We start from the raw sequence: 25262 nt of genomic DNA, 5'->3' as shown, positions 1-25262 counted from the left end.
ATTCTTTTTAATCACAATAACATGCAGGTCTTCCAAAACTATATGTCAAGGAAACTCCTGTCAAGACATACCAATCATTATTCGATGTATTTCCGTACACTCGTTTATTATATTCATCTTTAGACAAAGTCCCATCTGCTATTGCTTCCTTAAATCTTTCAGAGAATTTACCTCTATTATAATCAATATAATCAACATTCGTATAACGAACTCCTGTCTCAAAAGATAAAATCCAATTGTAATTGAATCTTACTTTATATCCAACTCCGAAAGGAATTGATAAATCTGTATTATATTTTGTTTTTTCAATGATTTTCCCATACGGATATTCTGTTGAAACAGTACTATCGTAATCGTATTCTTTCCCTTTTGCTGAAAAAGCGCCAATTCCAACAAAAATGTATGGTGATTGTGCATTTTCTTGATCATCATTGATATTAAAGAAATTATACTCAAACATCAAAGACCCTTCTATTATATTATTTCGAAAATTTTTATTTCGATCAATTTTATATTGCTCTTTCGAACGATGGTCGCCTGCAGCAACTTTAGAATAAGAAATATTAGCTCTAAACCCCATTTGTGGATTGATATTAAAACGATATAATCCTCCAATAGAAATAGGCAAGAAAATTTTTCCTCCTGATTCCGTTTTTGTAGGAAATGGATTGATATAGCTGGATTTCCCAACATCTCCTATCACATTTGCCCCTCCAGCAAAAATTCCGAGTTCATGTCTTTGCGCAAACATAATTTGCGACAAACACAATGTAAAAACGAATAAAAATAATCTCATCATAATGTTGTGTTATTTTTTCGGCTTTTGCTTTTTCTTCTTTCTAAATTCGAACAAATATAAACAAAAGTCAATTCAACGTAACTGATTTAACAAAAATTAAGAAGTTTTATTGTAATTTTTAATTCCTTTTATCTGAACCCCAAAGCATTTTTTCTCTCAAAGTTGTAAAATAAGTAGCATCAATAGCTTCAACGATCAAGATTTTGAAATTTGCTTTTTGTATGGTTAATTCGACATCAGTTGTTAAAGGAAAGTTACGTGAATCTAATGATAAGAAATATTCATTGGCACGACTTCTTATTTTTAAGCCTATTTTTTCGTTTTCAGAAACAACCAATGGACGAACATTCAAATTATGTGGTGCAACTGGTGTTATGATAAAATTTTGATTAGATGGATGTACAATAGGACCTCCACAGCTTAAAGAATATCCTGTAGAACCTGTTGGTGTTGAGATAATTAATCCATCTGACCAAAAAGAGTTTAGAAATTCATTATTCAAATAAGCATCTACCGTAATCATGCTTGTTGTTTCACGACGTACAACAGTAACTTCGTTAATTGCAAAATTATTTTCAATTTCTACTCCGTCACTTCTTTTAACCGTCAATAAAGTTCTTGGAATGATATTATATTCATCATTGAAAAAACTATCCATTTGTTCCAACAACACACTTTTATTGATTGTTGCTAAAAAACCTAAACGTCCAGTATTTACTCCAATAATTGGAATATTAGAATCTTGTACAATTGTTGTTGCTGATAATATTGTTCCATCGCCTCCGAAACTGAATAAAAATTTAACTGACTTATCAAGATCTTCGTAAGAAGTATACGTTTCTATATTCTCAGAATCAAAACTAGTTGTTTCTTTTAAGATTTGAAGAAAATTTTGTTCAACACAAAAAGTAATTTCATTTTGAACTAAATAATTAATAAATGGTGGAATAATATTCGCTAAAGACGTACTTGTTTTTTGTCCAAAAAGTGCAACTTTTATCATTAGGTATTCATATATTTTAACAATTGTGCATAACGACTTTGTAGTAATTCTTGTTTTTCGTCATTATAAAATTTTTGAATCACTTGATATCCATAGCGCTCAAATGTTTCGCCAATCGCCAGCAAATTCGACGAACTAAATTTTAGCAAAACATAAACACTATCCTCTTTATTTCCAACAATCATCATTCCTAATATTTTTCCATTATTCACTTCAATAATATTAGAAATTGCTGTCATCGACAAATCTTTTTCTGCTATAGAAACTAGCATCGAAACGCCTTGCGCAGCAACAAAAGGAAAATTTGCAAGCGTGTTGATAATATCCGTTTCTGTTATAAAACCAATATATCGGAATTGTTCGTTAATAATAGGTAAGATATTCGCCTGATTCGCGTACATCATCTGAATTGCATCTAAAAAAGTACTCGATTCAGTAAGGTGAAAACTTTCTAAATACGACGTATAATCTACTTTTTCATCGTCAATTGATAATTCTATCAAATCTTCTTCAGAAATATTTCCAACAAAATCCAATCCTTTAAACAAAGGTAAATGCGTTAATTTGTTCTCTTGTACAACTTTTAAAAGTTGACTTGGAGAAGAAGTAACTTTTCCTGGTTTAATCTCGTTCGATAGATAATCGGTGATATACATGGCACAAATTTATATATTTTAATACATTAATTCTCTATTTTTAAAACTAATTCAATTAAAATCCTTCATTATTAATTAAAATTTAATCAATTTATTTTAAAATAATTAGTCTACATATATTCTTATTGCAAGTAATAAACCAAAAATAATATGATTTACAATTTTTTAAAACAAACTCTTGTTCAAACTTTAAAAATAATGGCTTAAATTTTGTAGATTTGCAGTACCAATTTTAGCATTGAATGAAGAACCCATTATTTTATGCCAAAATCTTACTTTTTGGCGAATATGGAATTATTGAGAACTCGAAAGGATTAACGATTCCTTATAATTTTTATCAAGGCGCATTAAAATTTGAACCTTCTGATATTGCAGAAGAATCAAACGCTCACCTGAAAAATTATGCAAAATTTTTGGAAGAAAATTTTTCCGATACTTTTGACACAAAATCTTTTTCGGAAGATGTTGCAAACGGAATGTACTTCGATTCTAATATTCCTCAAGGATACGGCGTAGGTAGTTCTGGCGCTTTGGTTGCTGCTATTTATGACAAATATGCTTTGGATAAAATTGACATCAATCAAAATTTAAACAAAGAAAAAATCAGTGAATTAAAAGCCCTTTTTGGGAACTTAGAATCTCACTTTCATGGAAAAAGCTCAGGAATTGATCCTTTGATTTGCTACATGAATATTCCTTTGTTAATTCAATCAAAAGATGATATTTCGACAATTGGCTTGCCTTCTGTAAATGTTGACGGAAAAGGAGCAGTTTTCTTAATTAATTCAGGAACACCAGGAGAAACAGCACCAATGATTCATATTTTCTTCGAGAAAATGAAAAAAGAAGGTTTCCGCAAAACATTGAAAGAGGAATTTATCAAATACAACAACGCTTGTATTGAAAACTTTGTGAAAGGTGAATATAATCCACTTTTTTCAAATCTTCAGAAATTATCAGCTTGGGGATATGAACATTTCAGACCAATGATTCCTCAAAAATTGGTAAATGCTTGGAAGACTGGAATTGATACAGATACGTATTATTTAAAACTTTGCGGTTCTGGTGGCGGAGGTTATGTTCTTGGTTTTACGCAAGATTATGACAAAGCGAAAAGCTACCTAAAAGACTTTCAAACTGAAGTTATTTACAAATTCTAAAAAATAATTTATAAAAATATAATCAATGAACATTCAGAAAATAATCTTAAAGGTTTTTGCATTATTTTCTGTTGTTCGTGGCTATAATTTAATTGTGCTTATTTTAGCACAATATCTCGCTGTGCTTTTTATTTTTGCACCAGAAGTTGGGCATCGTAAATTATTAACCAATCCACGTTTGGATGGACTTATTCTTTGCTCGATCCTTTGTGTTGCCGCAGGATATATTATCAATAATTTTTACGATTTAGAGAAAGACGAGCTGAAACGTCCTTTGCAAGTTTATCTACAAAAACAAGTTTCTCAAGGTTTTAAATTAACCGTTTATATTGTATTGAACATCTTTGCCTTGATTATTGCAGCTTTAATTTCGTGGAAAGTTTTCGTTTTCTTTTTAGTTTATCAATTTTTGGTTTGGTTTTATAGCCACAAAATCAATCGATTTGCATTAATTAAAAACTTTTATTTGGTTATTATTCGTGTAATGCCATTTTTTGCCTTATTAGTTTATTTCGACCATTTCACTTTCAATTTAGCTTTGCATGCTACTTTCTTAACTATTTTATTACTGATAACTGATATTGTAAAAGATCTTAGTTCACAAAAAGCAGATTTAATTTACAATTATGATTCAATTCCGATTAAATACGGAATAGATTTTACAAAAGTTTTAATTTCATGTTTAATTATTACGGAACTAATCATAGGAATTATCATTATTATGAAAAATGATGTTGGCGCAATGAAATATTTTTTTATTGCTGCGAATATCGCTTTCACAGTGATTCTTTTCTTGATTTGGAGAATAAAATCGACACAAGCATACAAGATTTTACATTATTTTTTTAAAGGAATGATTGTTGCAGGTGTATTTAGTATCGTATTAATCGAAATAAATCCCTTAACTTTGCAAACTATTGCGCAAAATTTTAATCAGCGCATAAATTAATCAAATTCAGATGAATAACAGACGAAATCAATCCAACGACAGAAATTCCCAAGGCGGGAACAATCGTGGAAAAGGTGGAGCTAGAGGAAATTCTTCTTCAAGACCATCTTCAGGGAAAGGAAAACCAACTTTTGGAGGAAAACCTTCGGAAGACGGAAAGAAAAGTTTTGGACCAAAGAAACCGTTTAACAAACCAGGTGAAAAACCATTTGTTAAAAGACTGAAAAAAGCACCAGTTGATGACGGGACTATTCGTTTAAATAAATATGTAGCGAATGCAGGGATTGCATCCAGAAGAGAGGCCGATGAGTTGATCAAAACTGGAATCGTTACAGTGAATGGTCAAGTGATTACTGAAATGGGTTATAAAGTACAACCTGATGATGAAGTACGTTTCGATGGTCGTAAAATCTCTTCAGAGAAAAATGTATATTTTGTGTTGAATAAACCAAAAGGTTTTATTTCAACTTCAAATGATGAAAAAGGACGAAAAACAGTTATGGATTTAATGTCTACTGCAACTACAGCGCGTATTTTCCCTGTAGGACGATTAGATAGACAAACTACAGGTGTTTTATTGTTTACAAATGATGGTTATTTAACAAAGAAATTAACGCATCCAAGTCATGATATCAAAAAAGTATATCATGTAACATTAGACAAAAAGTTAACCGCAAACGATTTGGCGGATATCAAAAAAGGTGTTCGTTTAATTCCTGAAGGAATTGCAGTTGTTGACGAAATTTCTTTTATCGAAGGTAGGCCGAAAAATGAGGTTGGTGTAGAATTGCACATTGGTTGGAATCGTGTTGTACGTCGTATTTTTGAAACAAAAGGATACGAAGTTGAAGCATTGGATCGCGTTTCATTTGCCGGACTTACAAAGAAAACTTTACAAAGAGGTGATTTCAGAAGATTAACAGAATTGGAAGTTAACTTCTTGAAAATGTTATAATATTTCAATTCATAAATTTTGAAATATTTTGTTCCAAAATTGGATACAAATTAATAATTATAAAAAAAAATGAGTTCGAAAATTTCGAACTCATTTTTTTTGGAATTTATTTTTCAGTTGTATTTTCTGGCTTTAAATACAAATCGAAATAATCTGTTATTTTTTGCATCAAATGAACTCGATCTTTTCCACGAACATTATGTTCGTGTCCAGGATAAACAAAGTAATCCATTTGAACACCATTTTTCACAGCTTCGCGAATAAAATCAATTGAATGTTGCCAAACAACTACATTATCTTGCGCACCATGAATCATTAATAATTTTCCTTTCAAATCTTTTACACGATTAATTAAATTTGTGTTTTTGAAACCTTCAGGATTATCTTGTGGCGATTCCATGTAACGTTCTGTGTACATAATTTCGTATTGTGTCCAATCTAAAACTGGTCCACCAGCAACACCAACTTTGAAAACATCTGGTTTGCGTAACATAAACGAAGTTGTCATAAATCCACCATAAGACCAACCATGAATTCCCATACGCTCTGCATCTACAAATGGTAAGGTTTTCAAGAAATCAACTCCTTTCATTTGGTCGTTCATTTCTGTAGTTGCTACATTTCCATGAATTGCTTGTTCAAATTTCAATCCTCTATTTGCAGATCCACGTCCATCCATTGTAAATACAACATAACCTTTTTCTGCTAAATGATCGTACCAAAGATTTCCTGTTGAAGGAAAACGATTTGTGATTAATTGCACATGAGGACCATTATATAAATAAACGATAACTGGATATTTTTTTGATTGATCGAAGTTTGTTGGATAAATTAATTTTCCATACAAATCTGTTCCATCATCTGCTTTTAGCGTTACATTTTCAACTTTTGCTGTGTTATAATCTGCTAAAGGATTCTGAGCTGTTAAAAGATTTTGTTTGAACTTTCTATTTGCATCTAACACATCTATTTTTCGTGGTGTATTATCATTGCTCCAATTATCAATTGCATATTCTCCATTTGAAGAAGCTGAAATATTATGCGTTCCAGGATCTGTTGTTATTTTACGCAATTTTCCATTTTCCCAATTCACTGCATATAAATGACGTTCTTTTGGAGAATCTTTTGTTGTCATGATTAAGAATTCTTTCTTTTTTGCATTTTCTCCAACAAGATCCGTTACAATCCAATCTCCTTTTGTGATTTGGTTCAATAATTTTCCGTATGTATTAAAACGATACAAATGCATGAAACCATCGCGCTGTGACCACCAAACAAACTCATTATTTTTTCCTGGAATAAAATGTAATTCATTTTGAGGTTCAACATATTTTGCATTATCTTCTTTGAATAATGTTTTAATCAATTTCCCTGAAACAGCATCATACTGATTCAATTCCATGTGCTTTTGATTACGAGAAAGCAATGCAATATAAATATGTTTTTCATCTGGCGACCAAGTAACCGAAGTAAGATAATGATCAACTTCTGGATGAGTTTCTAAGAAAATAGTTTTTTGAGTTGATGGATTATAAACGCCTAATGTAACGGTGTGATTTTTTGTTCCAGCAAATGGATATTTTATATTCTTGTTTACTGCCGGTTGCACAGACCAGTCGATAATTGGATAATCTGTTACAGCAGTTTGATCCATTCGATAAAATGCAACTAAATTTCCTTTTGGCGAAATAAAAATTCCTTTATGAATTCCAAATTCATTTTGATGAACCGATTTTCCATTTACAATTTCATATTTTCCGTCTTTAGTAATTTGATGTGTTTTTCCTATTTTATCAACAAAAAATAAATTATTGTCAATTACATATCCAACTTGATTATTTATAGCATCAAATTCTATATTTTCGGCATTATCAGGCAATTTCAACCAATCATTTTGTTGTCCCGAAGTTGTAATTGTTTTATATCCTGTTTTCGTTGAATAATAAGCTTGCTTATCATTAATCCAATTCAAAGAAGGAATCCTTTTATTCTCAAATTGAGAACTTCTAAAAATTGTATCAGTTTTAAGAGAAGGAACTTCTTTCTTGATTAAAGCTTCTCCGTAAGACGTTTTTACATTTTGCGTAAAAGCATTTTGATTCGGAATCCATTGTACTTGATTTAAATTCTCGATTCGTAAGTTTGTCGACAATCCAAGTACAGCATCTTCCATTGTAATGTTCTTTTTCTGAGCAAGTAAACTCGTACTCATCAAAAGTGTACTTAATAAAATTGATTTTTTCATGTGTGATTTCTATTTCAAATGTTGCCCAAGGGCTTCTAAGTTCTTTTTTTCGCTGCCGATAAAAATTTTATCTCCATCTATAACAACAGGACGTTTTAAGAATGTATAATCAGATAAAATATAATTTTTGATATCGTTTTCAGAAAGTTCCTGATCTTTTAAACCTAGTTTTTTATAATTCTGAGCTCGTCTCGAAAATAAAGCTTCGTAACTTCCAGCTAAATTTTTCATTTCTTCTAATTCTTCTGCTGTAATTGCAGTCGATTTTATTTCATGCAAATCAAAACCAGAAAAATCAAACTCTTTCATAATGCGTTTACATGTATCACACGTTTTCAAAAAAAATACTTTTTTCATTTCTCAACAATCTTTAGTTGTGTAAATATAAATAAGATTCTTCTTTTTTAATCTCGTGAAAGAATTTTGTCAGTATATATTTCAAAATCGATAAAAAACTATCTTTGCAAGTATGGAAGAAACTAATTTTTTGCGTTTAAACAAATATATTAGCGATAGCGGTTTTTGTTCTCGTCGCGAAGCAGATCAATACATCGAAAACAGATTGGTACAAATCAATGGACGAATTGCTAAAATTGGACAATTTGTAGGACCAAATGATGTGGTAACTGTAAAAGGTATAGAAATAGAACCGCGTGAAAAAGAAAACGCTGTATATATTATGCTGAATAAACCTGTAGGAATTACTTGTACAACAGATTCTACGGATCCTGATAATATTGTGGATTTTCTTTCATTTGGTGAACGAATTTTTCCGATTGGTCGTTTAGATAAAGATTCGCAAGGATTAATTTTATTAACAAGTGACGGAGATATTGTGAATAAAATTTTACGAGCAGGAAATAATCACGAAAAAGAATATATTGTAACGGTAGATAAGCCAATTACAGATGAATTTTGTGAACGAATGTCCAAAGGCGTTCCAATTTTAAATCAAGTTACGAAAAAATGTAAAGTTGAAAAAATTAGTTCCAATGTTTTCAAAATCACGTTGATTCAAGGTTTAAATAGACAAATCCGTCGTATGTGTGAATATTTTGGATATACGGTAAAAAAATTAGAGCGCGTTCGAATTATGAATTTAACGTTGAATGTTGGAATTGGTCAACATCGCGATTTAACAGTAGAAGAATTAGCAGAAATTAATCGCCTAACGAAAGATTCTGAAAAGAACGAAGTGAAGAAACCCTCTTCAAAATCAAAAAAATCATCGGCAAAAAAAACAAAAGAAATTTCACCTGATTTTAAAGATTCTAAAGGAAAGTCAATCAAAAAATCAAAACCAAAACCTAAAACTTCGCAAGCTCGTGTCGGTAAAAGTAACCCGAACAAAGCAAAAGGAGGAAAATTTGGTAAAAAAAGATAAAATTTAAAAGACGATAATATTCGTCTTTTTTTATCCATTTTTTTACCGAATACTAACTTCTATCCCCTAGTTTTAACAATTTTCAATATCTTTATGAAGTAAAATCTTAAAAACACATGAAGAAAATTGTTTACTCGTTGCTTTTTTTAGCGATGACTTTTAGCACATCTGTAAAAGCACAAGAAAATGTAACTTATCAATTGCCTCCACAAGCAATTTTACAATTGGCTGATGCAGATATGCCTCCGTCAATTAGTGTAGATCGTAAAGCAGAAAATGCATTTTTATCTTATAGAAGTCGTTACAAAACAATCAATGAGTTATCGGAAACCGAATTGCGTTTAGCTGGATTACGTATTAATCCCGTTACAAATATTAATTCGCGTGAAACATTCAGTGAAAAAATAACTTTTTTTGATCTAAAAAATTCAAAAGAAAAAACGATAGCTGGATTACCAACAAAAGGTCGTTTTTCTAATCAATCTTGGAACTCTTCTCAATCAAAATTTGCTGTTACAAATACAACAGATAAAGGTGTAGAATTGTGGATTGTTGATGTAAAAACACAAGCCGCTACAAAAGTTTATGAAGATAAATTAAATGCAAACTTAGGTCGTCCTTTCAACTGGATTTCGGATACTGAATTAATTGTTAATGTAATTCCTGCTTCTAAAAAAGCATTGATAGATACCAAAGAAGCAATTGCAACTGGACCTACAGTTTCTGTAGCTGACGGAAAAGAAGCACAAAACAGAACATATCAAGATTTATTACAAAATAAAAATGATGAGTTCAACTTTGAGCAATTAGCAATCTCTGAATTAGTAAAAATAAATATTGAAACAGGAGCAAAATCAAAATGGAAAGATGCAGCAATGTATACAGATGTTTCGGTTTCTCCAGACGGACAATATGTTTTGGTTAACGAAATCAAAAAACCTTTTTCATATTTAGTTACTTATTCTAGCTTTCCATCAACATATGTTGTTTATGATATCAATGGAAAATTAGTTAAAGAAGTTGATCACAAAGAGTTACAAGAAGTTGTTCCAAAAGGGTTCTCATCTACAATTATGGGAAAAAGAGGTTTGTATTGGCGAGCAGATAAACCAAATACATTATATTGGGTTGAAGCTTTAGATGGTGGTGATGCAAATAAACCTGCAGAATATCGTGATGCTCTTTATCAACTTACAGCTCCTTTTACAACAAATAAAGAATTATTAGTAAAAGTAAAAGATCGCTATAGAGGAGTTACTTGGGGAAATGATGATGTAGCGATTGTTAGAGACGCTTGGTACAATACGCGTAATGAAAGTAATTATTTGTTTAATCCTTCAAATCCTACTCAAGATCCAATACGTTTTTTCAGTAGAAATTCACAAGATGCCTACAATAATCCTGGAAATTTTGTAACTGAAATGAATGATTATGGTTACAATGTTTTAGCAATTAACAAAGGAAAATTAATGTTAGTTGGAGAAGGAATTTCACCAGAAGGAATTTTACCTTTTGTCGATGATTTTGATATCAAAACACAAAAGACTTCTCGTTTATGGAGAGCTAAAAAATCGGATAAACTAGAAACGATTGCACGTGTTATTGATCCTAAAAAAGGAATTATTTTAGAACAAATTCAATCAAAAACAGATTATCCTAATCTATATGTTCGTAATATTTTTCAGAAAAATGGAAAACCAAAACAAGTAACGTTTACAAAGAATCCTTTCGAAGCAATGAACAAAGTTTCGAATGAATTAATTACTTACAAACGTGCTGATGGTGTAGAATTATCAGGAACATTATATTTACCACCAAATTACGATAAAACGAAAAAGGAAAAGTTACCAATGTTAATGTGGGCTTATCCTCGCGAATTTAAAGATGCATCTACTGCAGGACAAGTTACAACTTCCGAAAATAAATTTACTTCTCCTTCTTATGGAGGTCCTATTTTTTGGGCTTTAAGAGGATATGCCGTTTTAGATAATGCAGCTTTCCCTATTATTGGAGAAGGAAAAGAAGAACCAAATGATACCTTCATTCCTCAATTGGTTGCCAATGCAAAAGCTGCTATTGATGCTGTTGACAAATTAGGATTTATTGATCGTGATAGAGTTGCTGTTGGTGGACATTCTTATGGTGCCTTTATGACAGCAAACTTATTAACGCATTCTAATTTATTTGCAGCTGGAATTGCTCGTTCTGGTGCTTATAATCGTACATTAACACCATTTGGTTTTCAATCTGAGCAACGTAATTATTGGGAAGCTCCAGATGTTTACAACACGATGTCACCTTTCCAGAATGCAGATAAAATGAAAACACCATTATTGTTAATTCATGGTGAAGCAGATAATAATACAGGAACTTTCCCAATGCAATCTGAACGTTATTTTAATGCTTTGAAAGGTTTGGGAGCTACAACTCGTTTAGTTTTATTACCAAAAGAATCTCATGGATATGCAGCCAAAGAAAATATTCTTCATATGCTATGGGAACAAGATCAATGGTTAGAAAAATATGTTAAAAACAAAGGAAAAGATTCTGATAAAAAATAATTTCCAACAAAAAAGCGATTCAAAATTGAATCGCTTTTTATATTATATTTAGTTAAATGATTAACTTATTAAAATAAGATTTAAATTTTTATTGCGTTTTATGACCAGTTTCTTTTAAAAAAAAGGTTAGAATAAAAGCGATAAATATTCCAATTATCCAAAACCAAATTGCTTGATGATAATGCCCAATTTTATCTGTAGCATTTGCAATCTCATTTCCATTGAATTTAGCAAAAATAGGATTTACAAGAGATGTTACACCAAACGTCAAAAAGTTTTGAACGCCAGTTGCTGAACCTTTTACATAATCAGGATTTGCTTCTTTTATAACTGAATAAGGAATCATAGCTACACCAGAAAAAATACCAAAAATGAAAAATGTTCCTTTTGGAGGAATTAATTCTGGAGCGTAAATAAGTTGTAGAAACATCAGCATCATTCCTATACATCCAAATAAAATAACAGGTTTTCTTCTGCCAATTTTATCAGTTATATATCCCATTAATGGGCATCCAACGACCCAACCTAGTGATGCCATTGCGGCTGTCATTGCTGCAGTATGAGTATTAAAACCTAAGTCTAATTTGAAAAAAGGAACTGCCCAAGTCATCGCAAAAATGGTTGTCGGTATAAATAATAATCCTGAAACAATTCCGGTTAACCAAGAATTTGGATTGAGAAAAACAATTTTAAACGGCTGAATAAAAGAAGTTTGCTTACTTTTCTGTATCTCTTCTTTTGATGATTTTGGAGTAATCAATAACATTGCTACTGCTGGGATTATACATAAAACACCAGCCATTATCCAGAATGTTTTATATCCAAAACCATTTTCTAATAAAGGTGCAACTACAAATTGCCCTGCTGCTCCACCAAGCATTCCTATACATTGAGAAAAACCAATGGCTGTTGCTAAAGATTTTGATGAAAATCCCTTTGTTGCTAAATATACACAGCCCGGAAAAGCAAATGCACTTCCTGCTCCTTGTAGTAACCTTCCTGTTGTTCCTACAAATTGAGAAGAAATAATGAATAAAATGCATCCTATTCCTAGAATAAAACATCCTGCAAACATTGAGTATTTAGCTCCAAATTTATCCAAACATATTCCTGCTATTAACGCGAAAATTGAATATGAATAGTAATATGTTCCAATAAGTGAGACTAAATTTTCTGTTGTAATGTTATAATTCAGAGCTAAGTCTGTAATCATTAAAGAAGGTGCAGAACGGGTTGCGTAATCAATAAAATAAAAGATTAAACCTAATATCCATGCAATAATGAAAAATTTTTTACTTGATTCTGAGACGGATGATGATTGGCTCATTATAAATCTTTTAAATGTTTGTAGTTAGATTTAATTGTATCCATTACCTCATCCATTTTACCTCCTAACATTAATTTTGCCATAGATTTTGTCATTCCAATCATTTGTTCAAAATCTACTTTTGGAGGCATAGCTAAAGCATTAGGATTCGTAAAAACATTTAATAAATATGGTCCATTATGTGCAAAAGCTCTTCCAATTGCATCTGGTAAATCATCCGGATTTTTAACTGATTCACTTTCTATTCCCATTGCTTTACCAATTAATGTAAAATCAGGATTTTCCATATCTGTTTCATTATCTGGTAAACCAGAAACTTCCATTTCTAATTTTACCATTCCTAAGGTTCTATTATTAAAAACAATCAGTTTAATTGGTAAGTTATATTGTTTGATTGTTGCTAAATCTCCCAACAACATCGAAATTCCACCATCACCACACATAGCAATAACTTGTCTGTCTGGATATGCCATTTGTGCACCAATAGCTTGAGGCATTGCATTTGCCATAGAACCATGATTGAAAGAGCCTAACATTTTACGCTCTCCTGTTCCTGTTATGTATCGAGCTCCCCAAACACAACACATTCCAGTATCAACAGTAAAAACAGCATCTCTAGTTGCAAGTTCATCTAACAAATAAGCGACATATTCTGGTTGAATAGAATTTTCTTTGCCTTTTTCATGAACAAATGTCATTTTGCTCTCAAGAACTTTCTGATACATTTCTAATTGGCTGTCAAGAAAATCTCGATTTTTCTTAGGCTCTAATAGTTCTAATAATTCATTAATTGTTTCTTTTGCATTTCCAACTAATCCCAAATCAATTTTGGCTCTTCGCCCAAGTTTAGCACCATCTGTATCAATTTGAATAATTTTTTTATCTGTTGGAATAAAATCTTTATAAGGAAAATCAGTTCCAATTAAAATAATTAAATCTGCTTTATGCATTGCATGATAAGCAGAAGGTTGACCAAGTAAGCCTGTCATTCCAACTTCATTTGGATTATTTGGTTGTATGCTCATTTTTCCTTTGAAAGAATATCCAACAGGCGCATTCAGATGACGAGAAAGTTTTACAACTTCTTGGTTCGCATTTGATGCTCCAATTCCACAAAATAAAGTAATATTATCTGCTTCATTGATAATTGATGCAGCTTCTTTTAACTCAGCTTTATTTGGTGTAATAATCGGTTCATTGAAATAGAAATCTGAAGTATAATGACTTTCAACAGCCTTCATTTCTGCTATATCTCCTGGAAGACCAATAACAGCAACATCTTTCTTAGAAATTGCATGTTGTATTGCAGTTTGCACCATTCTGGCAACTTGTTCTGGTCGAGTAATAATTTGATTGAAGCAACTACAATCCTCAAAAAGTTTTATGGTATTTGTTTCTTGAAAATAATCAGTACCAAATTCTATTGTTGGAATAGTAGAAGCTATTACAACTAATGGAGTTCTAGATTTGTGTGCTTCATATACTCCGTTTATTAAATGAACATGGCCAGGACCAGAACTACCTGCGCAGCATCCTATTCCTTCTAATTCTGATTCTGCAGTTGCAGCATATGCACCAACTTCTTCATGACGAACATGAACCCAATCGATGTCATCTGATTGCTTAACAGCTATATTGAAAAAATTTAAACTATCTCCAGTTACAGCATATACACGTTTAATACTTGCTTTTTCTAATAATTCTACTATTTGATGTGCTACATTTTTTCCCATAATAAGGTATTTTTTGATTGTTGAAACAAGTTATGAAATTACAAGGGCAAGACAATCTAAACAAGTGTTAAATATTTGGTTAATAGAAGTTAATAAATCAAAAAAAAGCCTGTTGAAAACAGGCTTAAAATTAACACATGAGGACAAAATTTACTCTACTAAATCTTATACTCTTTGTATTTAACAATATCTATGCCAAAAACAGATTTGACATAAAAAATAATTATTTATTTTACAGCTTTTATTTTACCATTCATTGTCGCAAAATGTCCAGGGAAAGAACATAAGAAATCATAAGTCCCTTCTTCTAATGTAAATTTGATTTGATCATTTTCTTTACCACCTAACAATTTTGTGTGTGCAATAATTTCTGATTGTAATTCTGTCGGAATATAATCTGTTGCTTTTGCAGAAGCAGCTTTGTTTGCAAAATCAGCTGCATCAGAACCTGGTTTTAATAAAATGAAATTGTGTCCCATTGCTTCTTTCGACATTTCACCAGTATTCATTAAAATTAAAGTAACTTCTTCTCCAGCTTTTACTGTAAATTCAGTTTTATCATAACGCATATCATCACTTGCTTTCAATACAATATGATTGTTTGTTGCAGGTGTTACTGTAGAAGTTTCAGAATCTTCTTGTGTTGCAGTGCTATAATCAATTTCTGTTTGAGTAGATTCCTCTTTTTTAGAACCGCCACAGCTCATCATCAAGATTGCTGCAAAACTCATCAAAGTTATTTTTTTTATCATTCTAATTTTAGTTTGATATAAAAATAATGAAATTCAGTTACTTAAAAAAGTTTACTCATTATAAATAGAAGTGATTTTAAACAGATAAATAACTAAGGAATATCTAAGTATTTGTGAGTTTGTAAAGAATAACGCCATTTCGGATTTTCTTTTACATATTCCACAATTAATGGAAGATTTTTTTCTCGTTTGCTCCATTCAGTTTGTAAGAAAAGAGTACAATCCTTTCCAACTCGAGCAGCTTGTTCTTCAGCAAACTGAAAATCGTGATTGTTAAATACAATACATTTCAATTCGTTTGCAGCTTCGCAAACTTCATCTAATGGAAGCATTAATTTTTTTGGAGAAAGGCAAACCCAATCTATTTCTCCACTTAAAGGATAAGCTCCTGAAGTTTCGATATGAATTCGAGCTCCTTTTTCGTGTAATTTCTTTGTCAAATAAGTTAAATCCCACATCAAAGGTTCTCCTCCTGTTATAATAATAGTTTTAGCTTGAGAAGTTGCTAAATCAACTAATTCATCAACATTAGTTAAGGGATGCTTTTCAGCATCCCAACTATCTTTTACATCGCACCAATGACAACCAACATCACAACCTCCTAATCGAATGAAATAAGAAGCCACACCTGTATACATTCCTTCACCTTGAATTGTGTAGAAATGTTCCATTACAGGTAATAATTTCCCTTCTTGTATCAATTGTTGTTCTTCTGTAGTTGTTGATGCAATCTGTATCATAATTTTATTTTTTGTTGTTGTAAGCCAACAATGTGTTTTTTAATAACATCGCACGTGTCATTGGTCCTACTCCTCCAGGAACAGGTGTTATCCACGATGCTTTTTCTTTTACGTTATCAAAATCTACATCACCAGCTAATCTAAATCCTCGAGGGCTGTTTTCGTCGTCAACGCGTGTAATTCCTACGTCAATAATAACCGCTCCATCTTTTACCATATCAGCTTTCAAGAAGCCAGGAACACCTAAAGCAGTGATCACAATATCAGCTTCTTTTGTAAATTGTTCTAAATTTTGAGTTTTTGAGTGTGTTAAAGTAACTGTGCTATTTCCAGGATTTCCATTTTTACTCATCAAAATACTCATTGGGCGACCAACGATACGAGAACGACCAATTATAACCGTATTTTTACCAACTGTATCGATGTTATAACGTTCCAACATTTCCATAATTCCGTAAGGTGTTGCTGGTAAAAATGTTTCCATTTCTAAAGCCATTTTCCCGAAATTCATCGGATGAAAACCATCTACATCTTTTTTAGGATCAATTGCATTGATTACAGCTTCTTGATCGATGTGTTTTGGTAAAGGTAACTGAACGATAAATCCATCCAATGTATCATCATTGTTCCATTTTTCGATTTCAGCAATTAAATCTTCTTGAGAAATAGTATCAGGTAAGCGTAATTCTGATGATTCAAAACCTACAAAATGACAATCTTTAATTTTATTGTCAACATAGGTTTGTGAAGCACCATTACTTCCTACTAAAATTGCACCCAAATGTGGTACACGAACTCCTTGGTCCTTGTAATTCTGTACCAGCTCCTTGATCTCTTGTTTGATCTCTTTTGCCAGTTTAATACCGTCTAAAATTTGCATTGTTTTGTTGTGTTTGTGCAAAGATAAGGACAAATTGGAAAATAAATCATCAATTAAGATTCATGATTTAAAAATGATGAAATTGTTTGTTTCTATTCTTGTCCAAATCGATTCAAATAATTTTCATGACCAGCTTCGGGAAATGTTTTAAGAATTTTAATCAAAAGTATAAAAAAAGCTAACACAATAATCAACTTATTGGTTAGCTTTCTGAATATTTTAAATGTAGTTTTTTATAACAAATTAGCCATTTTTTCTTCTACAATTTTTCGTTCTTTCGCAATCAAATTATCTTCTTCTGTAGGAAATTGAAAAATTCCAGAATTGATATTTTCTATACGTTTCAAGACTTCGTAAGAAGCTTTCGCTTTTTCAATATCTTCTCGATTTAGATAAATACGAATTGCTTTCATGAATGTCAAAATATTTTTCTTTTTCAATTCATCTGCTAACAAAAACTGATCGCGTTCTTGATCGGCTTCCAATAAAGTTGATAAATTATTATCATCTATTTTGTAATACGATTTTAGCATTTCTCCAAAATAATAAAGAAATTCAGTATCATCTTTATTATCAATAAATTCAAGATTTAAAAGTTTACTTAGAATTTTAGCCAATTCTTCTATGTATTTTGTGATAAAATCTTTTCTAATCATCTTAATCTAATTTCTTTGATAATTTTTCGATTGTTTTTGATGCACTTTTTCCTTCATATAAAATCTTATGAACAGCATCGATAATTGGAGCTTTTAGCTGAAATTCTTCATTTATAATAGAAACTCCTTTTGTTGCATAATAACCTTCTGCAACCATATTCATTTCTAAAATAGCCGATTTTACAGTATAGCCTTTTCCAATCATATTCCCGAACATACGATTTCGTGAGAAAAATGAATATCCTGTAACAAGCAAATCGCCTAAATAAGCAGAATCATTAATTCTACGTTTCATCGGATTTACGGTTTTTAAAACATGATTCATTTCTCGAATAGCATTACTCATTAAAACAGCTTGAAAATTATCTCCATAACCCAAACCGTGAGCAATTCCTGCTGCAATAGCGTAAATGTTTTTTAAAACTGCACCAAATTCAGTTCCGTAAATATCGTTTGAAAGTTTTGTTTTGATAAAATTACATGCTAAACAATCTGCAACAATTTGAGCAATGTTTTGGTCTTGTGCAGCAATTGTTAAATAAGAAAGACGTTCCAAGGCAACTTCTTCTGCGTGACAAGGTCCACTTACAATTCCTAATTGTTCTTCTTTTACATTAAATTTATCGAATAAATATTGTCCGACTAATTGATAATGATCTGGAATAATTCCTTTGATTGATGTAACAATAAATTTATCTGTTAATGGAACAGTTAATTTGCTCAAACAGTCGGCAACGTAAATAGAAGGCACCACCAAGAAAATAATATCAGAATTGGATACAACTTCATTTATATCAGTTGAAATATTAAGTTTTTCTGATTTAAATTCAACATCAGTTAAATAATTTGGATTGTGTTTATTGCGTTCCAAATATCCTTTTACGTATTCATCTTTTACCCACCAGTTGAAAGTTTCAAGATTTTTATTCAGCATTTTTGCAATCGCAGTTGCCCAGCTTCCGTTCCCTATTAATCCAACTTTACGATTAGATAACTCTATCATAATATATGTATTGAATAACAAAGTTAACTAATTTGTAGCTTAGGTATTTTGAATTTTAGGAAAAGAAACTCAATTTTGTAAAAATTTTAACGACTTTGTATAAAAAGCTTTTTAGTGAGACCATTATCTATGGTATTGGCTCTATTTTGCCGAGAGTGATTATTTTAGCATTGAATTTTTTTATTATCAAGCAAGTTGATAATTCAGATTTTGCAATGTTTTCTCAATTATATTCTGCGGTTTCTTTTCTGAATATTATTTTAACATTCGGTTTCGAAACAGCCTTTTTCCGTTATGCAACCGAAGAAGGAATGTATCAAAAAGTGTTGAATACAGCTTTTTGGTTTATGGTAATGAGTTCAACCACAATGCTTGTTTTGGTTTTTCTTTTTTTACAGCCATTGGCAGATTTTGCAAATTACAGCAACAATCCTGAATATTTGATGTGGTTTGCTTGGATTGCTTTTTTTGATGCAATTTGTGTAATTCCATTTGCAGTTCTAAGATTTAAAGAACGCCCGATTTTATATTCTGGAATTAAAGTTATTCAAAATGTTTTTCAAGCTGTTTTAACAATTTACTTGTTGTATTATGTTTCTAAAGATTTTATGCTAGATCTAGGTTTCGATAATACAATTTCATATCCATTTATTGCAAATTTATTGGCAAGTATTTTAGGGTTTATATTATTAATAGGTGTTTTACGTCATATTCAATTCAAATTTGACCGACCACTTTTCAAGCAAATGTTCTTGTACGGTTATCCTATTATGATTGCTGGTTTAGGTTATATTTTGAATGAAAATTTTGATAAATTAGTTCAACGTCAATTAATAGATCCTGCAGCAGCTGGTTCTTATGGAGCTTGTTATAAATTGGCAACCTTAATGACGCTTTTCGTAACAGCGTATCGCATGGGAATTGAACCATTTTTCTTTAAAGTTGCTAAAAAAGGTGATGCAAAACAAACTTATGCTAATATTTTATTCTTTTTTAGTATCATTTGTAACATTGTTATTCTTGCAATTTTAGCCAATATCGAATGGATTAAGAAAATATTTGTTCCAAATTCTACTTATTGGAATGCTTTGGATATTGTACCAATTATTTTAATTGCGAATTTGTTTTTCGGAATTTATTATAATCTTTCAACATGGTACAAAGTAACTGATAGAACAAGCATAGGAACAGTAATTTCGTTAATAGGAGGCGCAATTACGGTTATTTTGAATGTGTTTTTATTACCAAAATATGGCTTTATGGTTTCTGCATGGACAACTTTATTGGCTTATGGTGTAATGATGGTGATTTCGTACATTTGGGGACAGAAAGTTTATCCGATCCCATATAAGGTCAATAAAATTTTACTTTACATGGGAATTGCAATCGCTTTGGCTTGGACAAATTACTTTGTTCTTGGTTCTAATTTGATTATTGGTAATCTAATTCTAATCATTTACATTGCGTTTATTGCATTTGCAGAAAAAAATACGCTCAAAAAACTAAGAAAATAAAGATGAAAGTAAAAGTTATCAACATTTCGAAACATCCTTTACCAGAATATAAAACAGCTTTATCAGCTGGGATGGATTTAACAGCAAACATTGATCAACCAATCGAATTAAAACCTTTAGAAAGAAGATTAATTCCAACAGGTTTAAGTATCGAATTGCCTGCAGGTTATGAAGCACAAGTTCGTCCTCGTAGTGGAATGGCATTAAAACATGGTTTAACTTGTTTAAATTCTCCTGGAACAATTGATGCAGATTATCGTGGAGAAATCGGAGTTATTCTAGCAAATGTTTCAAATGAATCTGTTACGATTAATGATGGTGAACGTATTGCTCAATTAGTCGTTGCAAAGCATGAAACTGTAGAGTGGGAAGAAGCTAAAGATTTAAATGAAACCGAGCGCGGAGCTGGAGGTTTCGGAAGCACAGGAAAACAATAAAATATTTCTTAATTTTTTAAAATTAGAAATCTAATCAATCATAATCTAACCAAGATTTTTTTATAAAATGAAAATTATTATCCCAATGGCTGGACGTGGTTCACGTTTACGCCCTCATACCTTAACAACACCAAAACCTTTAATTCCAATTGCAGGAAAACCAATTGTACATCGTTTGGTAGAAGATATTGCAAAAGTTTGTTCAGAAAAAATAGATGAAATAGCTTTTGTAATTGGTGATTTCGGAGCAGAAGTTGAAGCTGATTTAATTGCAATTGCAGAGAAATTAGGAGCAAAAGGAACAATTTCTCACCAATTAGAACCACTTGGAACTGCACATTCTATTTGGATGGCAAAAGAAGCTTTGGATGGACCAACAGTTGTTGCATATGCAGATACATTGTTTCGTGCAGATTTCAAATTAGATATGGAATCAGATGGCGTTGTTTGGGTAAAACAAGTCGAAAATCCTTCAGCTTTTGGAGTGGTGAAATTAGATGATCAAAACGTGATTACAGATTTCGTTGAAAAACCAAAAGATTTTGTTTCAGATTTAGCCATTATCGGAATTTACTTTTTCCGAGATGGACAAAAGCTATATAAAGAAATTGAATATTTATTAGAAAATGATATTCAAAAAGGAGGTGAATATCAATTAACAGATGCATTAGAAAATATGCGTGCTGCAGGAGATAAATTCACACTTGGAAAAGTTGACGAATGGATGGATTGTGGTAATAAAGCCGTTACTGTTGATACCAATACACGCGTTTTGAATTTAGATAAAGAAGATTTCAAAACAATTCCATCTTCTTCAAAAATCGATAATTCATTAATCATTGAACCATGTTTTATTGGTGAAAATGTTGTGATTAAAAATTCGAAAATAGGACCTTTTGTTTCATTAGGAAATGGAACGGTTGTTGAAAACTCTAATATCGATAACAGTTTGATTCAAGAAAATTCAAGAATTTGTAATGCAAACCTTACAGATACAATGATAGGAAACAATGCCAAATATTTTGGTGTTTCGAGAAGTATCAGTTTAGGTGATTATTCAGAATTGGATTTTAAATCTCACGAAGCATAAAAAATATGATCAAGAAATTAACGTATATCTTTTGTTTAGGAATTATTACAACAGCTTGTAATACTCAAAAAGTAGCAAAAGTAGATAAAGATAATACAGAAGTTGTTTCGGCTTCTTCAAAAATTATTCAGCAAACATTATCTAAAAAATCATCTTTTAAAGATTTGACGATTAAAGCAAAAGTCAGTGCAAATTTAGAAGAGATTTCTGGTGATGCGAATGCAACAATTGCTGTGAAAAATGGACAAAAGATATGGGTTAATGCAACAAAATTTGGTTTTACAGGAGCGCGAGCTTTAATCACTCCAGATGGTTTTGCAGCTTTCGAAAAATTAGGCGGAACATATTACGAAGGCGACTTTTCCATTGCAAATAAATTATTAAAAGTAGATTTTATCGATTATCAAAAATTACAAAATTTGATATTAGGAAAAGTTTTCGTTGATCTAAATCCGACTGATTATACAGCAAGTTTTGCCAACAATCAATACACAATTACATACAATAAAAATCAAGCAATTGCAGCTTCACCTAAAGAAGGCGAATATATACAAACATACATTTTCGATAATGGTTTTCGATTGAAAGAAGCTCATTTAAAAGATCCAAAACGAAAAATGGAAGTTGACTTGGTTTACAACAATTGGGTAAAAGCTGGAGCAGAGGAATTTCCAAAAAATGTTAAAATTATTATAAAAGAGAAAAAAACGCGTCAAATAGATTTGGAATATAATAGTTTTACGTTTCAGGAAATGAACACACCGTTCTCAATTCCAGATGGGTATAAGAAAAAAGAAATAAAATAATGAAGTTTGTTTTATCAACTGTACTTTTAACGTTGTCATTATCAGTATTTGCACAGGTTCCATACAATAAAGCGAACTTACAAAAACAAAATGCTCAACTTAAAAAAGAGATTATAAACTTAAATAAACAACTCGAGGTTAATAAACAAAATTCGAAGTTAAATGTTGATTATGTACAGAATTTATCAAAAAAAATTCAAGTACAAACAAAATTAGTAAACAACTTATCGAAAGAAAAACGTTTTATCGAGGATGAAATTTATTTAACTCAATTAGAGATTAATAAACTTTCTCGCGAGTTGGTTGAACTGAAAAAAGACTACAAACAGGTTCTCGTTCGTGCATACAAGAACAAATCTGTTGAAAATAAATTACTATTTGTGCTTTCTTCTAAAAGTTTGGGAGAAGCATATCGTCGTATAAAATATTTAGAAAAATATTCAGCTTTCCAATTAGGACAAGCAAATGAAATTATTGGGAAACAAACTGATATTCAGACGAAAAAAGCACAAAAAGAAAAAGCAAAAGACGAAAAAGCAAAAGTACTTTCTCAACAAACTTTGTTTAGTCAAAATCTTGAAAAAGAACGTTTAACAAAAGAAAAAGCGGTCGAAGAATTTCGTAAAAATGAAGGAGTTATTGCTGCTGAAATCAATGCGAAAGAAGCGCAACAACGCCAAATTGATGCACAAATTAAAGCAATTATTGAAGAAGAAATTCGTCAAGCGAAGATTCGTGCAGAAAAAGATTTAAAAGACTGGAACGAAGCAAAACGAGGTAACTCTATTGCATCTTATAATGAATATTTGCGTGATAATCCAAAAGGTGATTATGCAAAATCTGCTCGTACAGCAATTTTAAGAATTGAGAATGATGCCAAAGCATGGAATATCGCACGTTCTGCGCATACAAAACAAGCGTATCAATCTTATCTTAATCATCATCCAGCAGGAAGTTTCGTTTCTACAGCAAAAACCGAGATTGCTAAATTTGAACAATTAGAACGTGAAGCAGAGGCAGAACGTCAACGTATTATTGCTCAACGTAAAGCAGAAGAGGAAGCTCGTCTAAAAGCACAAAAAGAAGAAGATGCGCGTAAAATCGCTGCCGCAAAAGCAGAAGCAGAGCGTAAAGCAAAAATAGAAGCCGAACAAAAAGTTGTAACAAAAGTTCCAGAAAAAGAACGTGTAGTGAAAGTAGATGCTGTGAAACCTTCGCAAACTTTTGCTGAGCGCCCAGATTCTGAAGGAATTTCTGGTGAGTTTTCATCAAACAAAGGTCGTTTACCTTGGCCAGTGGACAAAGGAACAGTTGTGAGTAGATTTGGTTCTAATTCGCATCCAGTTTTATCTAACATTACAACACAAAATAGTGGTGTTGATATTTCGACATATCGTGGTGCACATGCACGTGCTGTATACGAAGGAACTGTACAAGCTGTTATGAGCGTATCTGGAAATGGTAAATCGGTATTAGTAAGACATGGTTCATATTATTCCGTTTATACAAATTTATCAAGTGTAAGTGTTTCAAAAGATGATGTTGTAAAACGTGGTCAATCTTTAGGAATAATTTATACAACTGGAGATGGTGAAACAGTAATGAATTTCCAAATTTGGAGTGGAACATCAAAACAAAATCCTGCTTCTTGGGTAGCAGGAATGTAATAAATAAATTATATATTTGCATTAAAATCAATTCAGTATGGGATTAGGAGGTAAAGAATGGATCGTAATCGTACTTGTTGTGTTATTATTATTCGGAGGAAAGAAAATTCCTGAATTAATGAGAGGATTAGGTTCGGGATTAAACGAATTTAAAAAAGCAACTAAAGACGATAATAAATCAGAAGCAACAGATACTACTTCTGAGAAGAAAGAAAATTAAAATAAATTTTTTAATTAAATAATAAAGCATTGTAGTTGCATATACAATTACAATGCTTTTATTTTATAAACAAAAACAAAACATGAAATTCACAGATAAAGCTTGGTCTATTTTTAATCAAAGTATCAATGATTATCATAAATATGATGATGTAAATCGTCAAATAGAAAATCCATATAGCGAAGAAGATTTAATCGCTCACTTATTATACAAAAAAAATTGGATTGATACAGTTCAATGGCATTTAGAGGATATTATCCGCGATCCACAAATTGATCCAGTTGAAGCATTAAGTTTAAAACGTTGGATTGATAAATCAAACCAAGAACGTACTGATATGGTAGAATATGTGGATAGTTGGTTTTTACAACAATATGCGAATGTTGAAGTAAAAGAAGATGCAACATATAATACAGAATCTCCTGCTTGGGCTGTAGATCGTTTCTCTATTTTATCGCTAAAAGTTTATCACATGAAACAAGAGGTAGAGCGTCAAGATGCAACACCAGAACATAAAGCAGCTTGTCGAGTGAAGTTGGATATTTTGAATCAACAACATCAAGATTTATCAATTGCGATTGAAGAATTGTTAGCAGATTTTGAAGCTGGTAAAAAATATATGAAAGTCTACAAACAAATGAAAATGTATAATGACGAGGATTTAAATCCTGTTCTTTATGCAAATAAAAAATAGATTACTCAATAATCATTCAATATCAAAAACT

At 31.3% G+C, this 25262-nt stretch carries 24 protein-coding genes; 12 read left to right on the top strand and 12 right to left on the bottom strand.

What is annotated here, in order from left to right:
* Nucleotides 1-7 precede the first annotated feature (7 nt).
* The 3 genes from ACMHJW_RS06955 to ACMHJW_RS06945 all read right to left on the bottom strand — a co-directional run bounded on the left by ACMHJW_RS06955 (nt 8) and on the right by ACMHJW_RS06945 (nt 2458).
* A complete protein-coding gene (locus ACMHJW_RS06955) occupies nt 8-799 on the bottom strand; it encodes a DUF6089 family protein (RefSeq protein ID WP_413532691.1) in 792 nt (263 codons plus the stop codon).
* A 118-nt stretch (nt 800-917) separates the two neighbouring features.
* Complete coding sequence (locus ACMHJW_RS06950) at nt 918-1802, bottom strand: NAD kinase (RefSeq protein WP_413532690.1); 885 nt, start codon at nt 1800-1802, stop codon at nt 918-920.
* Complete coding sequence (locus ACMHJW_RS06945; RefSeq protein ID WP_413532689.1) at nt 1802-2458, bottom strand: CBS domain-containing protein; 657 nt, start codon at nt 2456-2458, stop codon at nt 1802-1804. Before ACMHJW_RS06945 ends, ACMHJW_RS06950 begins: the two co-directional genes overlap by 1 nt.
* A 242-nt stretch (nt 2459-2700) precedes the next feature.
* Here ACMHJW_RS06945 and ACMHJW_RS06940 point away from each other — a divergent pair, with 242 nt between their 5' ends.
* The 3 genes from ACMHJW_RS06940 to ACMHJW_RS06930 are packed head-to-tail and all read left to right on the top strand — an operon-like array spanning nt 2701 to nt 5522.
* Entirely contained in the window at nt 2701-3618 is a 918-nt protein-coding gene (locus ACMHJW_RS06940; protein ID WP_413532688.1) for a mevalonate kinase, read from the top strand.
* A 25-nt stretch (nt 3619-3643) separates the two neighbouring features.
* The gene (locus tag ACMHJW_RS06935) at nt 3644-4567 is read left to right on the top strand and encodes a geranylgeranylglycerol-phosphate geranylgeranyltransferase (protein ID WP_413532687.1); all 924 of its coding nucleotides are present in this window, start codon (nt 3644-3646) and stop codon (nt 4565-4567) included.
* A gap of 10 nt (nt 4568-4577) precedes the next feature.
* Nucleotides 4578-5522: a pseudouridine synthase gene (locus tag ACMHJW_RS06930; protein ID WP_413532686.1), complete on the top strand. Its 945-nt coding sequence runs from the start codon at nt 4578-4580 to the stop codon at nt 5520-5522.
* Between the two features lie 106 nt (nt 5523-5628).
* Here ACMHJW_RS06930 and ACMHJW_RS06925 read toward each other — a convergent pair whose 3' ends face one another.
* Together ACMHJW_RS06925 and ACMHJW_RS06920 are read right to left on the bottom strand one after the other, a co-directional pair.
* Complete coding sequence (locus ACMHJW_RS06925; protein WP_413532685.1) at nt 5629-7767, bottom strand: DPP IV N-terminal domain-containing protein; 2139 nt, start codon at nt 7765-7767, stop codon at nt 5629-5631.
* A gap of 9 nt (nt 7768-7776) precedes the next feature.
* Nucleotides 7777-8124, bottom strand: coding sequence for an arsenate reductase family protein (locus ACMHJW_RS06920; RefSeq protein ID WP_413532684.1), 348 nt, complete (start codon nt 8122-8124; stop codon nt 7777-7779).
* A gap of 112 nt (nt 8125-8236) precedes the next feature.
* Between ACMHJW_RS06920 and rluF the strand changes: the two genes are divergently transcribed.
* Together rluF and ACMHJW_RS06910 are read left to right on the top strand one after the other, a co-directional pair.
* Entirely contained in the window at nt 8237-9151 is a 915-nt protein-coding gene (gene rluF / locus ACMHJW_RS06915) for a 23S rRNA pseudouridine(2604) synthase RluF (RefSeq protein WP_413532683.1), read from the top strand.
* A gap of 116 nt (nt 9152-9267) precedes the next feature.
* Nucleotides 9268-11712, top strand: coding sequence for an alpha/beta hydrolase family protein (locus ACMHJW_RS06910; protein WP_413532682.1), 2445 nt, complete (start codon nt 9268-9270; stop codon nt 11710-11712).
* An 88-nt stretch (nt 11713-11800) separates the two neighbouring features.
* Here ACMHJW_RS06910 and ACMHJW_RS06905 read toward each other — a convergent pair whose 3' ends face one another.
* The 7 genes from ACMHJW_RS06905 to ACMHJW_RS06875 form a co-directional block, all read right to left on the bottom strand.
* Nucleotides 11801-13039, bottom strand: coding sequence for an MFS transporter (locus ACMHJW_RS06905; protein ID WP_413532681.1), 1239 nt, complete (start codon nt 13037-13039; stop codon nt 11801-11803).
* On the bottom strand, nt 13039-14772 hold the full coding sequence (locus ACMHJW_RS06900; RefSeq protein ID WP_413532680.1) for a thiamine pyrophosphate-dependent enzyme: 1734 nt from the start codon (nt 14770-14772) through the stop codon (nt 13039-13041). The genes ACMHJW_RS06905 and ACMHJW_RS06900 overlap by 1 nt, the downstream gene beginning before the upstream one ends.
* Nucleotides 14773-14999: 227 nt before the next feature.
* Nucleotides 15000-15524: a plastocyanin/azurin family copper-binding protein gene (locus ACMHJW_RS06895; RefSeq protein WP_413532679.1), complete on the bottom strand. Its 525-nt coding sequence runs from the start codon at nt 15522-15524 to the stop codon at nt 15000-15002.
* A 92-nt stretch (nt 15525-15616) separates the two neighbouring features.
* Nucleotides 15617-16264, bottom strand: coding sequence for a 7-carboxy-7-deazaguanine synthase QueE (locus ACMHJW_RS06890; protein ID WP_413532678.1), 648 nt, complete (start codon nt 16262-16264; stop codon nt 15617-15619).
* Between the two features lie 4 nt (nt 16265-16268).
* On the bottom strand, nt 16269-17144 hold the full coding sequence (locus ACMHJW_RS06885) for a bifunctional 5,10-methylenetetrahydrofolate dehydrogenase/5,10-methenyltetrahydrofolate cyclohydrolase (protein WP_413532677.1): 876 nt from the start codon (nt 17142-17144) through the stop codon (nt 16269-16271).
* A gap of 233 nt (nt 17145-17377) precedes the next feature.
* Nucleotides 17378-17800, bottom strand: a complete 423-nt coding sequence (locus ACMHJW_RS06880) for a hypothetical protein (RefSeq protein ID WP_413532676.1) — start codon at nt 17798-17800, stop codon at nt 17378-17380.
* Nucleotide 17801: 1 nt separating this feature from the next.
* Nucleotides 17802-18803 carry an NAD(P)H-dependent glycerol-3-phosphate dehydrogenase gene (locus tag ACMHJW_RS06875; RefSeq protein WP_413532675.1) on the bottom strand — a complete coding sequence of 334 codons (1002 nt, stop codon included), beginning with the start codon at nt 18801-18803 and terminating at the stop codon, nt 17802-17804.
* A gap of 95 nt (nt 18804-18898) precedes the next feature.
* Between ACMHJW_RS06875 and ACMHJW_RS06870 the strand changes: the two genes are divergently transcribed.
* From ACMHJW_RS06870 to ACMHJW_RS06840, 7 genes are all read left to right on the top strand, one after another.
* Nucleotides 18899-20317 (top strand): lipopolysaccharide biosynthesis protein, encoded by a 1419-nt coding sequence (locus tag ACMHJW_RS06870; RefSeq protein WP_413532674.1) that lies wholly within the window; start codon nt 18899-18901, stop codon nt 20315-20317.
* Between the two features lie 2 nt (nt 20318-20319).
* Complete coding sequence (dut, locus tag ACMHJW_RS06865; protein ID WP_413532673.1) at nt 20320-20754, top strand: dUTP diphosphatase; 435 nt, start codon at nt 20320-20322, stop codon at nt 20752-20754.
* A gap of 67 nt (nt 20755-20821) precedes the next feature.
* The gene (locus tag ACMHJW_RS06860; protein ID WP_413532672.1) at nt 20822-21844 is read left to right on the top strand and encodes a sugar phosphate nucleotidyltransferase; all 1023 of its coding nucleotides are present in this window, start codon (nt 20822-20824) and stop codon (nt 21842-21844) included.
* Between the two features lie 5 nt (nt 21845-21849).
* Nucleotides 21850-22650 carry a DUF4292 domain-containing protein gene (locus ACMHJW_RS06855; RefSeq protein WP_413532671.1) on the top strand — a complete coding sequence of 267 codons (801 nt, stop codon included), beginning with the start codon at nt 21850-21852 and terminating at the stop codon, nt 22648-22650.
* Nucleotides 22650-24317: a peptidoglycan DD-metalloendopeptidase family protein gene (locus ACMHJW_RS06850; RefSeq protein WP_413532670.1), complete on the top strand. Its 1668-nt coding sequence runs from the start codon at nt 22650-22652 to the stop codon at nt 24315-24317. Before ACMHJW_RS06855 ends, ACMHJW_RS06850 begins: the two co-directional genes overlap by 1 nt.
* Nucleotides 24318-24354: 37 nt before the next feature.
* Entirely contained in the window at nt 24355-24537 is a 183-nt protein-coding gene (gene tatA / locus ACMHJW_RS06845) for a twin-arginine translocase TatA/TatE family subunit (RefSeq protein WP_135835668.1), read from the top strand.
* Between the two features lie 82 nt (nt 24538-24619).
* A complete protein-coding gene (locus ACMHJW_RS06840) occupies nt 24620-25231 on the top strand; it encodes a DUF4254 domain-containing protein (RefSeq protein ID WP_413532669.1) in 612 nt (203 codons plus the stop codon).
* Nucleotides 25232-25262: the final 31 nt, after the last annotated feature.

The sequence above is a fragment of the Empedobacter brevis genome, from assembly GCF_965118635.1.
GTDB classification, from domain to species: Bacteria; Bacteroidota; Bacteroidia; order Flavobacteriales; family Weeksellaceae; genus Empedobacter; species Empedobacter brevis_A.
Note: the sequence above shows the minus strand (reverse complement) of the source record. Positions and strands in the feature narration are given on the sequence as shown.

What these genes read in the sequence shown, in the direction of transcription:
- ACMHJW_RS06955 (WP_413532691.1), bottom strand. Translation starts at nt 799, where the DNA reads ATGATGAGATTATTTTTATTCGTTTTTACATTGTGTTTGTCGCAAATT.
- ACMHJW_RS06950 (WP_413532690.1), bottom strand. Translation starts at nt 1,802, where the DNA reads ATGATAAAAGTTGCACTTTTTGGACAAAAAACAAGTACGTCTTTAGCG.
- ACMHJW_RS06945 (WP_413532689.1), bottom strand. Translation starts at nt 2,458, where the DNA reads ATGTATATCACCGATTATCTATCGAACGAGATTAAACCAGGAAAAGTT.
- ACMHJW_RS06940 (WP_413532688.1), top strand. Translation starts at nt 2,701, where the DNA reads ATGAAGAACCCATTATTTTATGCCAAAATCTTACTTTTTGGCGAATAT.
- ACMHJW_RS06935 (WP_413532687.1), top strand. Translation starts at nt 3,644, where the DNA reads ATGAACATTCAGAAAATAATCTTAAAGGTTTTTGCATTATTTTCTGTT.
- ACMHJW_RS06930 (WP_413532686.1), top strand. Translation starts at nt 4,578, where the DNA reads ATGAATAACAGACGAAATCAATCCAACGACAGAAATTCCCAAGGCGGG.
- ACMHJW_RS06925 (WP_413532685.1), bottom strand. Translation starts at nt 7,767, where the DNA reads ATGAAAAAATCAATTTTATTAAGTACACTTTTGATGAGTACGAGTTTA.
- ACMHJW_RS06920 (WP_413532684.1), bottom strand. Translation starts at nt 8,124, where the DNA reads ATGAAAAAAGTATTTTTTTTGAAAACGTGTGATACATGTAAACGCATT.
- rluF (WP_413532683.1), top strand. Translation starts at nt 8,237, where the DNA reads ATGGAAGAAACTAATTTTTTGCGTTTAAACAAATATATTAGCGATAGC.
- ACMHJW_RS06910 (WP_413532682.1), top strand. Translation starts at nt 9,268, where the DNA reads ATGAAGAAAATTGTTTACTCGTTGCTTTTTTTAGCGATGACTTTTAGC.
- ACMHJW_RS06905 (WP_413532681.1), bottom strand. Translation starts at nt 13,039, where the DNA reads ATGAGCCAATCATCATCCGTCTCAGAATCAAGTAAAAAATTTTTCATT.
- ACMHJW_RS06900 (WP_413532680.1), bottom strand. Translation starts at nt 14,772, where the DNA reads ATGGGAAAAAATGTAGCACATCAAATAGTAGAATTATTAGAAAAAGCA.
- ACMHJW_RS06895 (WP_413532679.1), bottom strand. Translation starts at nt 15,524, where the DNA reads ATGATAAAAAAAATAACTTTGATGAGTTTTGCAGCAATCTTGATGATG.
- ACMHJW_RS06890 (WP_413532678.1), bottom strand. Translation starts at nt 16,264, where the DNA reads ATGATACAGATTGCATCAACAACTACAGAAGAACAACAATTGATACAA.
- ACMHJW_RS06885 (WP_413532677.1), bottom strand. Translation starts at nt 17,144, where the DNA reads ATGCAAATTTTAGACGGTATTAAACTGGCAAAAGAGATCAAACAAGAG.
- ACMHJW_RS06880 (WP_413532676.1), bottom strand. Translation starts at nt 17,800, where the DNA reads ATGATTAGAAAAGATTTTATCACAAAATACATAGAAGAATTGGCTAAA.
- ACMHJW_RS06875 (WP_413532675.1), bottom strand. Translation starts at nt 18,803, where the DNA reads ATGATAGAGTTATCTAATCGTAAAGTTGGATTAATAGGGAACGGAAGC.
- dut (WP_413532673.1), top strand. Translation starts at nt 20,320, where the DNA reads ATGAAAGTAAAAGTTATCAACATTTCGAAACATCCTTTACCAGAATAT.
- ACMHJW_RS06860 (WP_413532672.1), top strand. Translation starts at nt 20,822, where the DNA reads ATGAAAATTATTATCCCAATGGCTGGACGTGGTTCACGTTTACGCCCT.
- ACMHJW_RS06855 (WP_413532671.1), top strand. Translation starts at nt 21,850, where the DNA reads ATGATCAAGAAATTAACGTATATCTTTTGTTTAGGAATTATTACAACA.
- ACMHJW_RS06850 (WP_413532670.1), top strand. Translation starts at nt 22,650, where the DNA reads ATGAAGTTTGTTTTATCAACTGTACTTTTAACGTTGTCATTATCAGTA.
- tatA (WP_135835668.1), top strand. Translation starts at nt 24,355, where the DNA reads ATGGGATTAGGAGGTAAAGAATGGATCGTAATCGTACTTGTTGTGTTA.
- ACMHJW_RS06840 (WP_413532669.1), top strand. Translation starts at nt 24,620, where the DNA reads ATGAAATTCACAGATAAAGCTTGGTCTATTTTTAATCAAAGTATCAAT.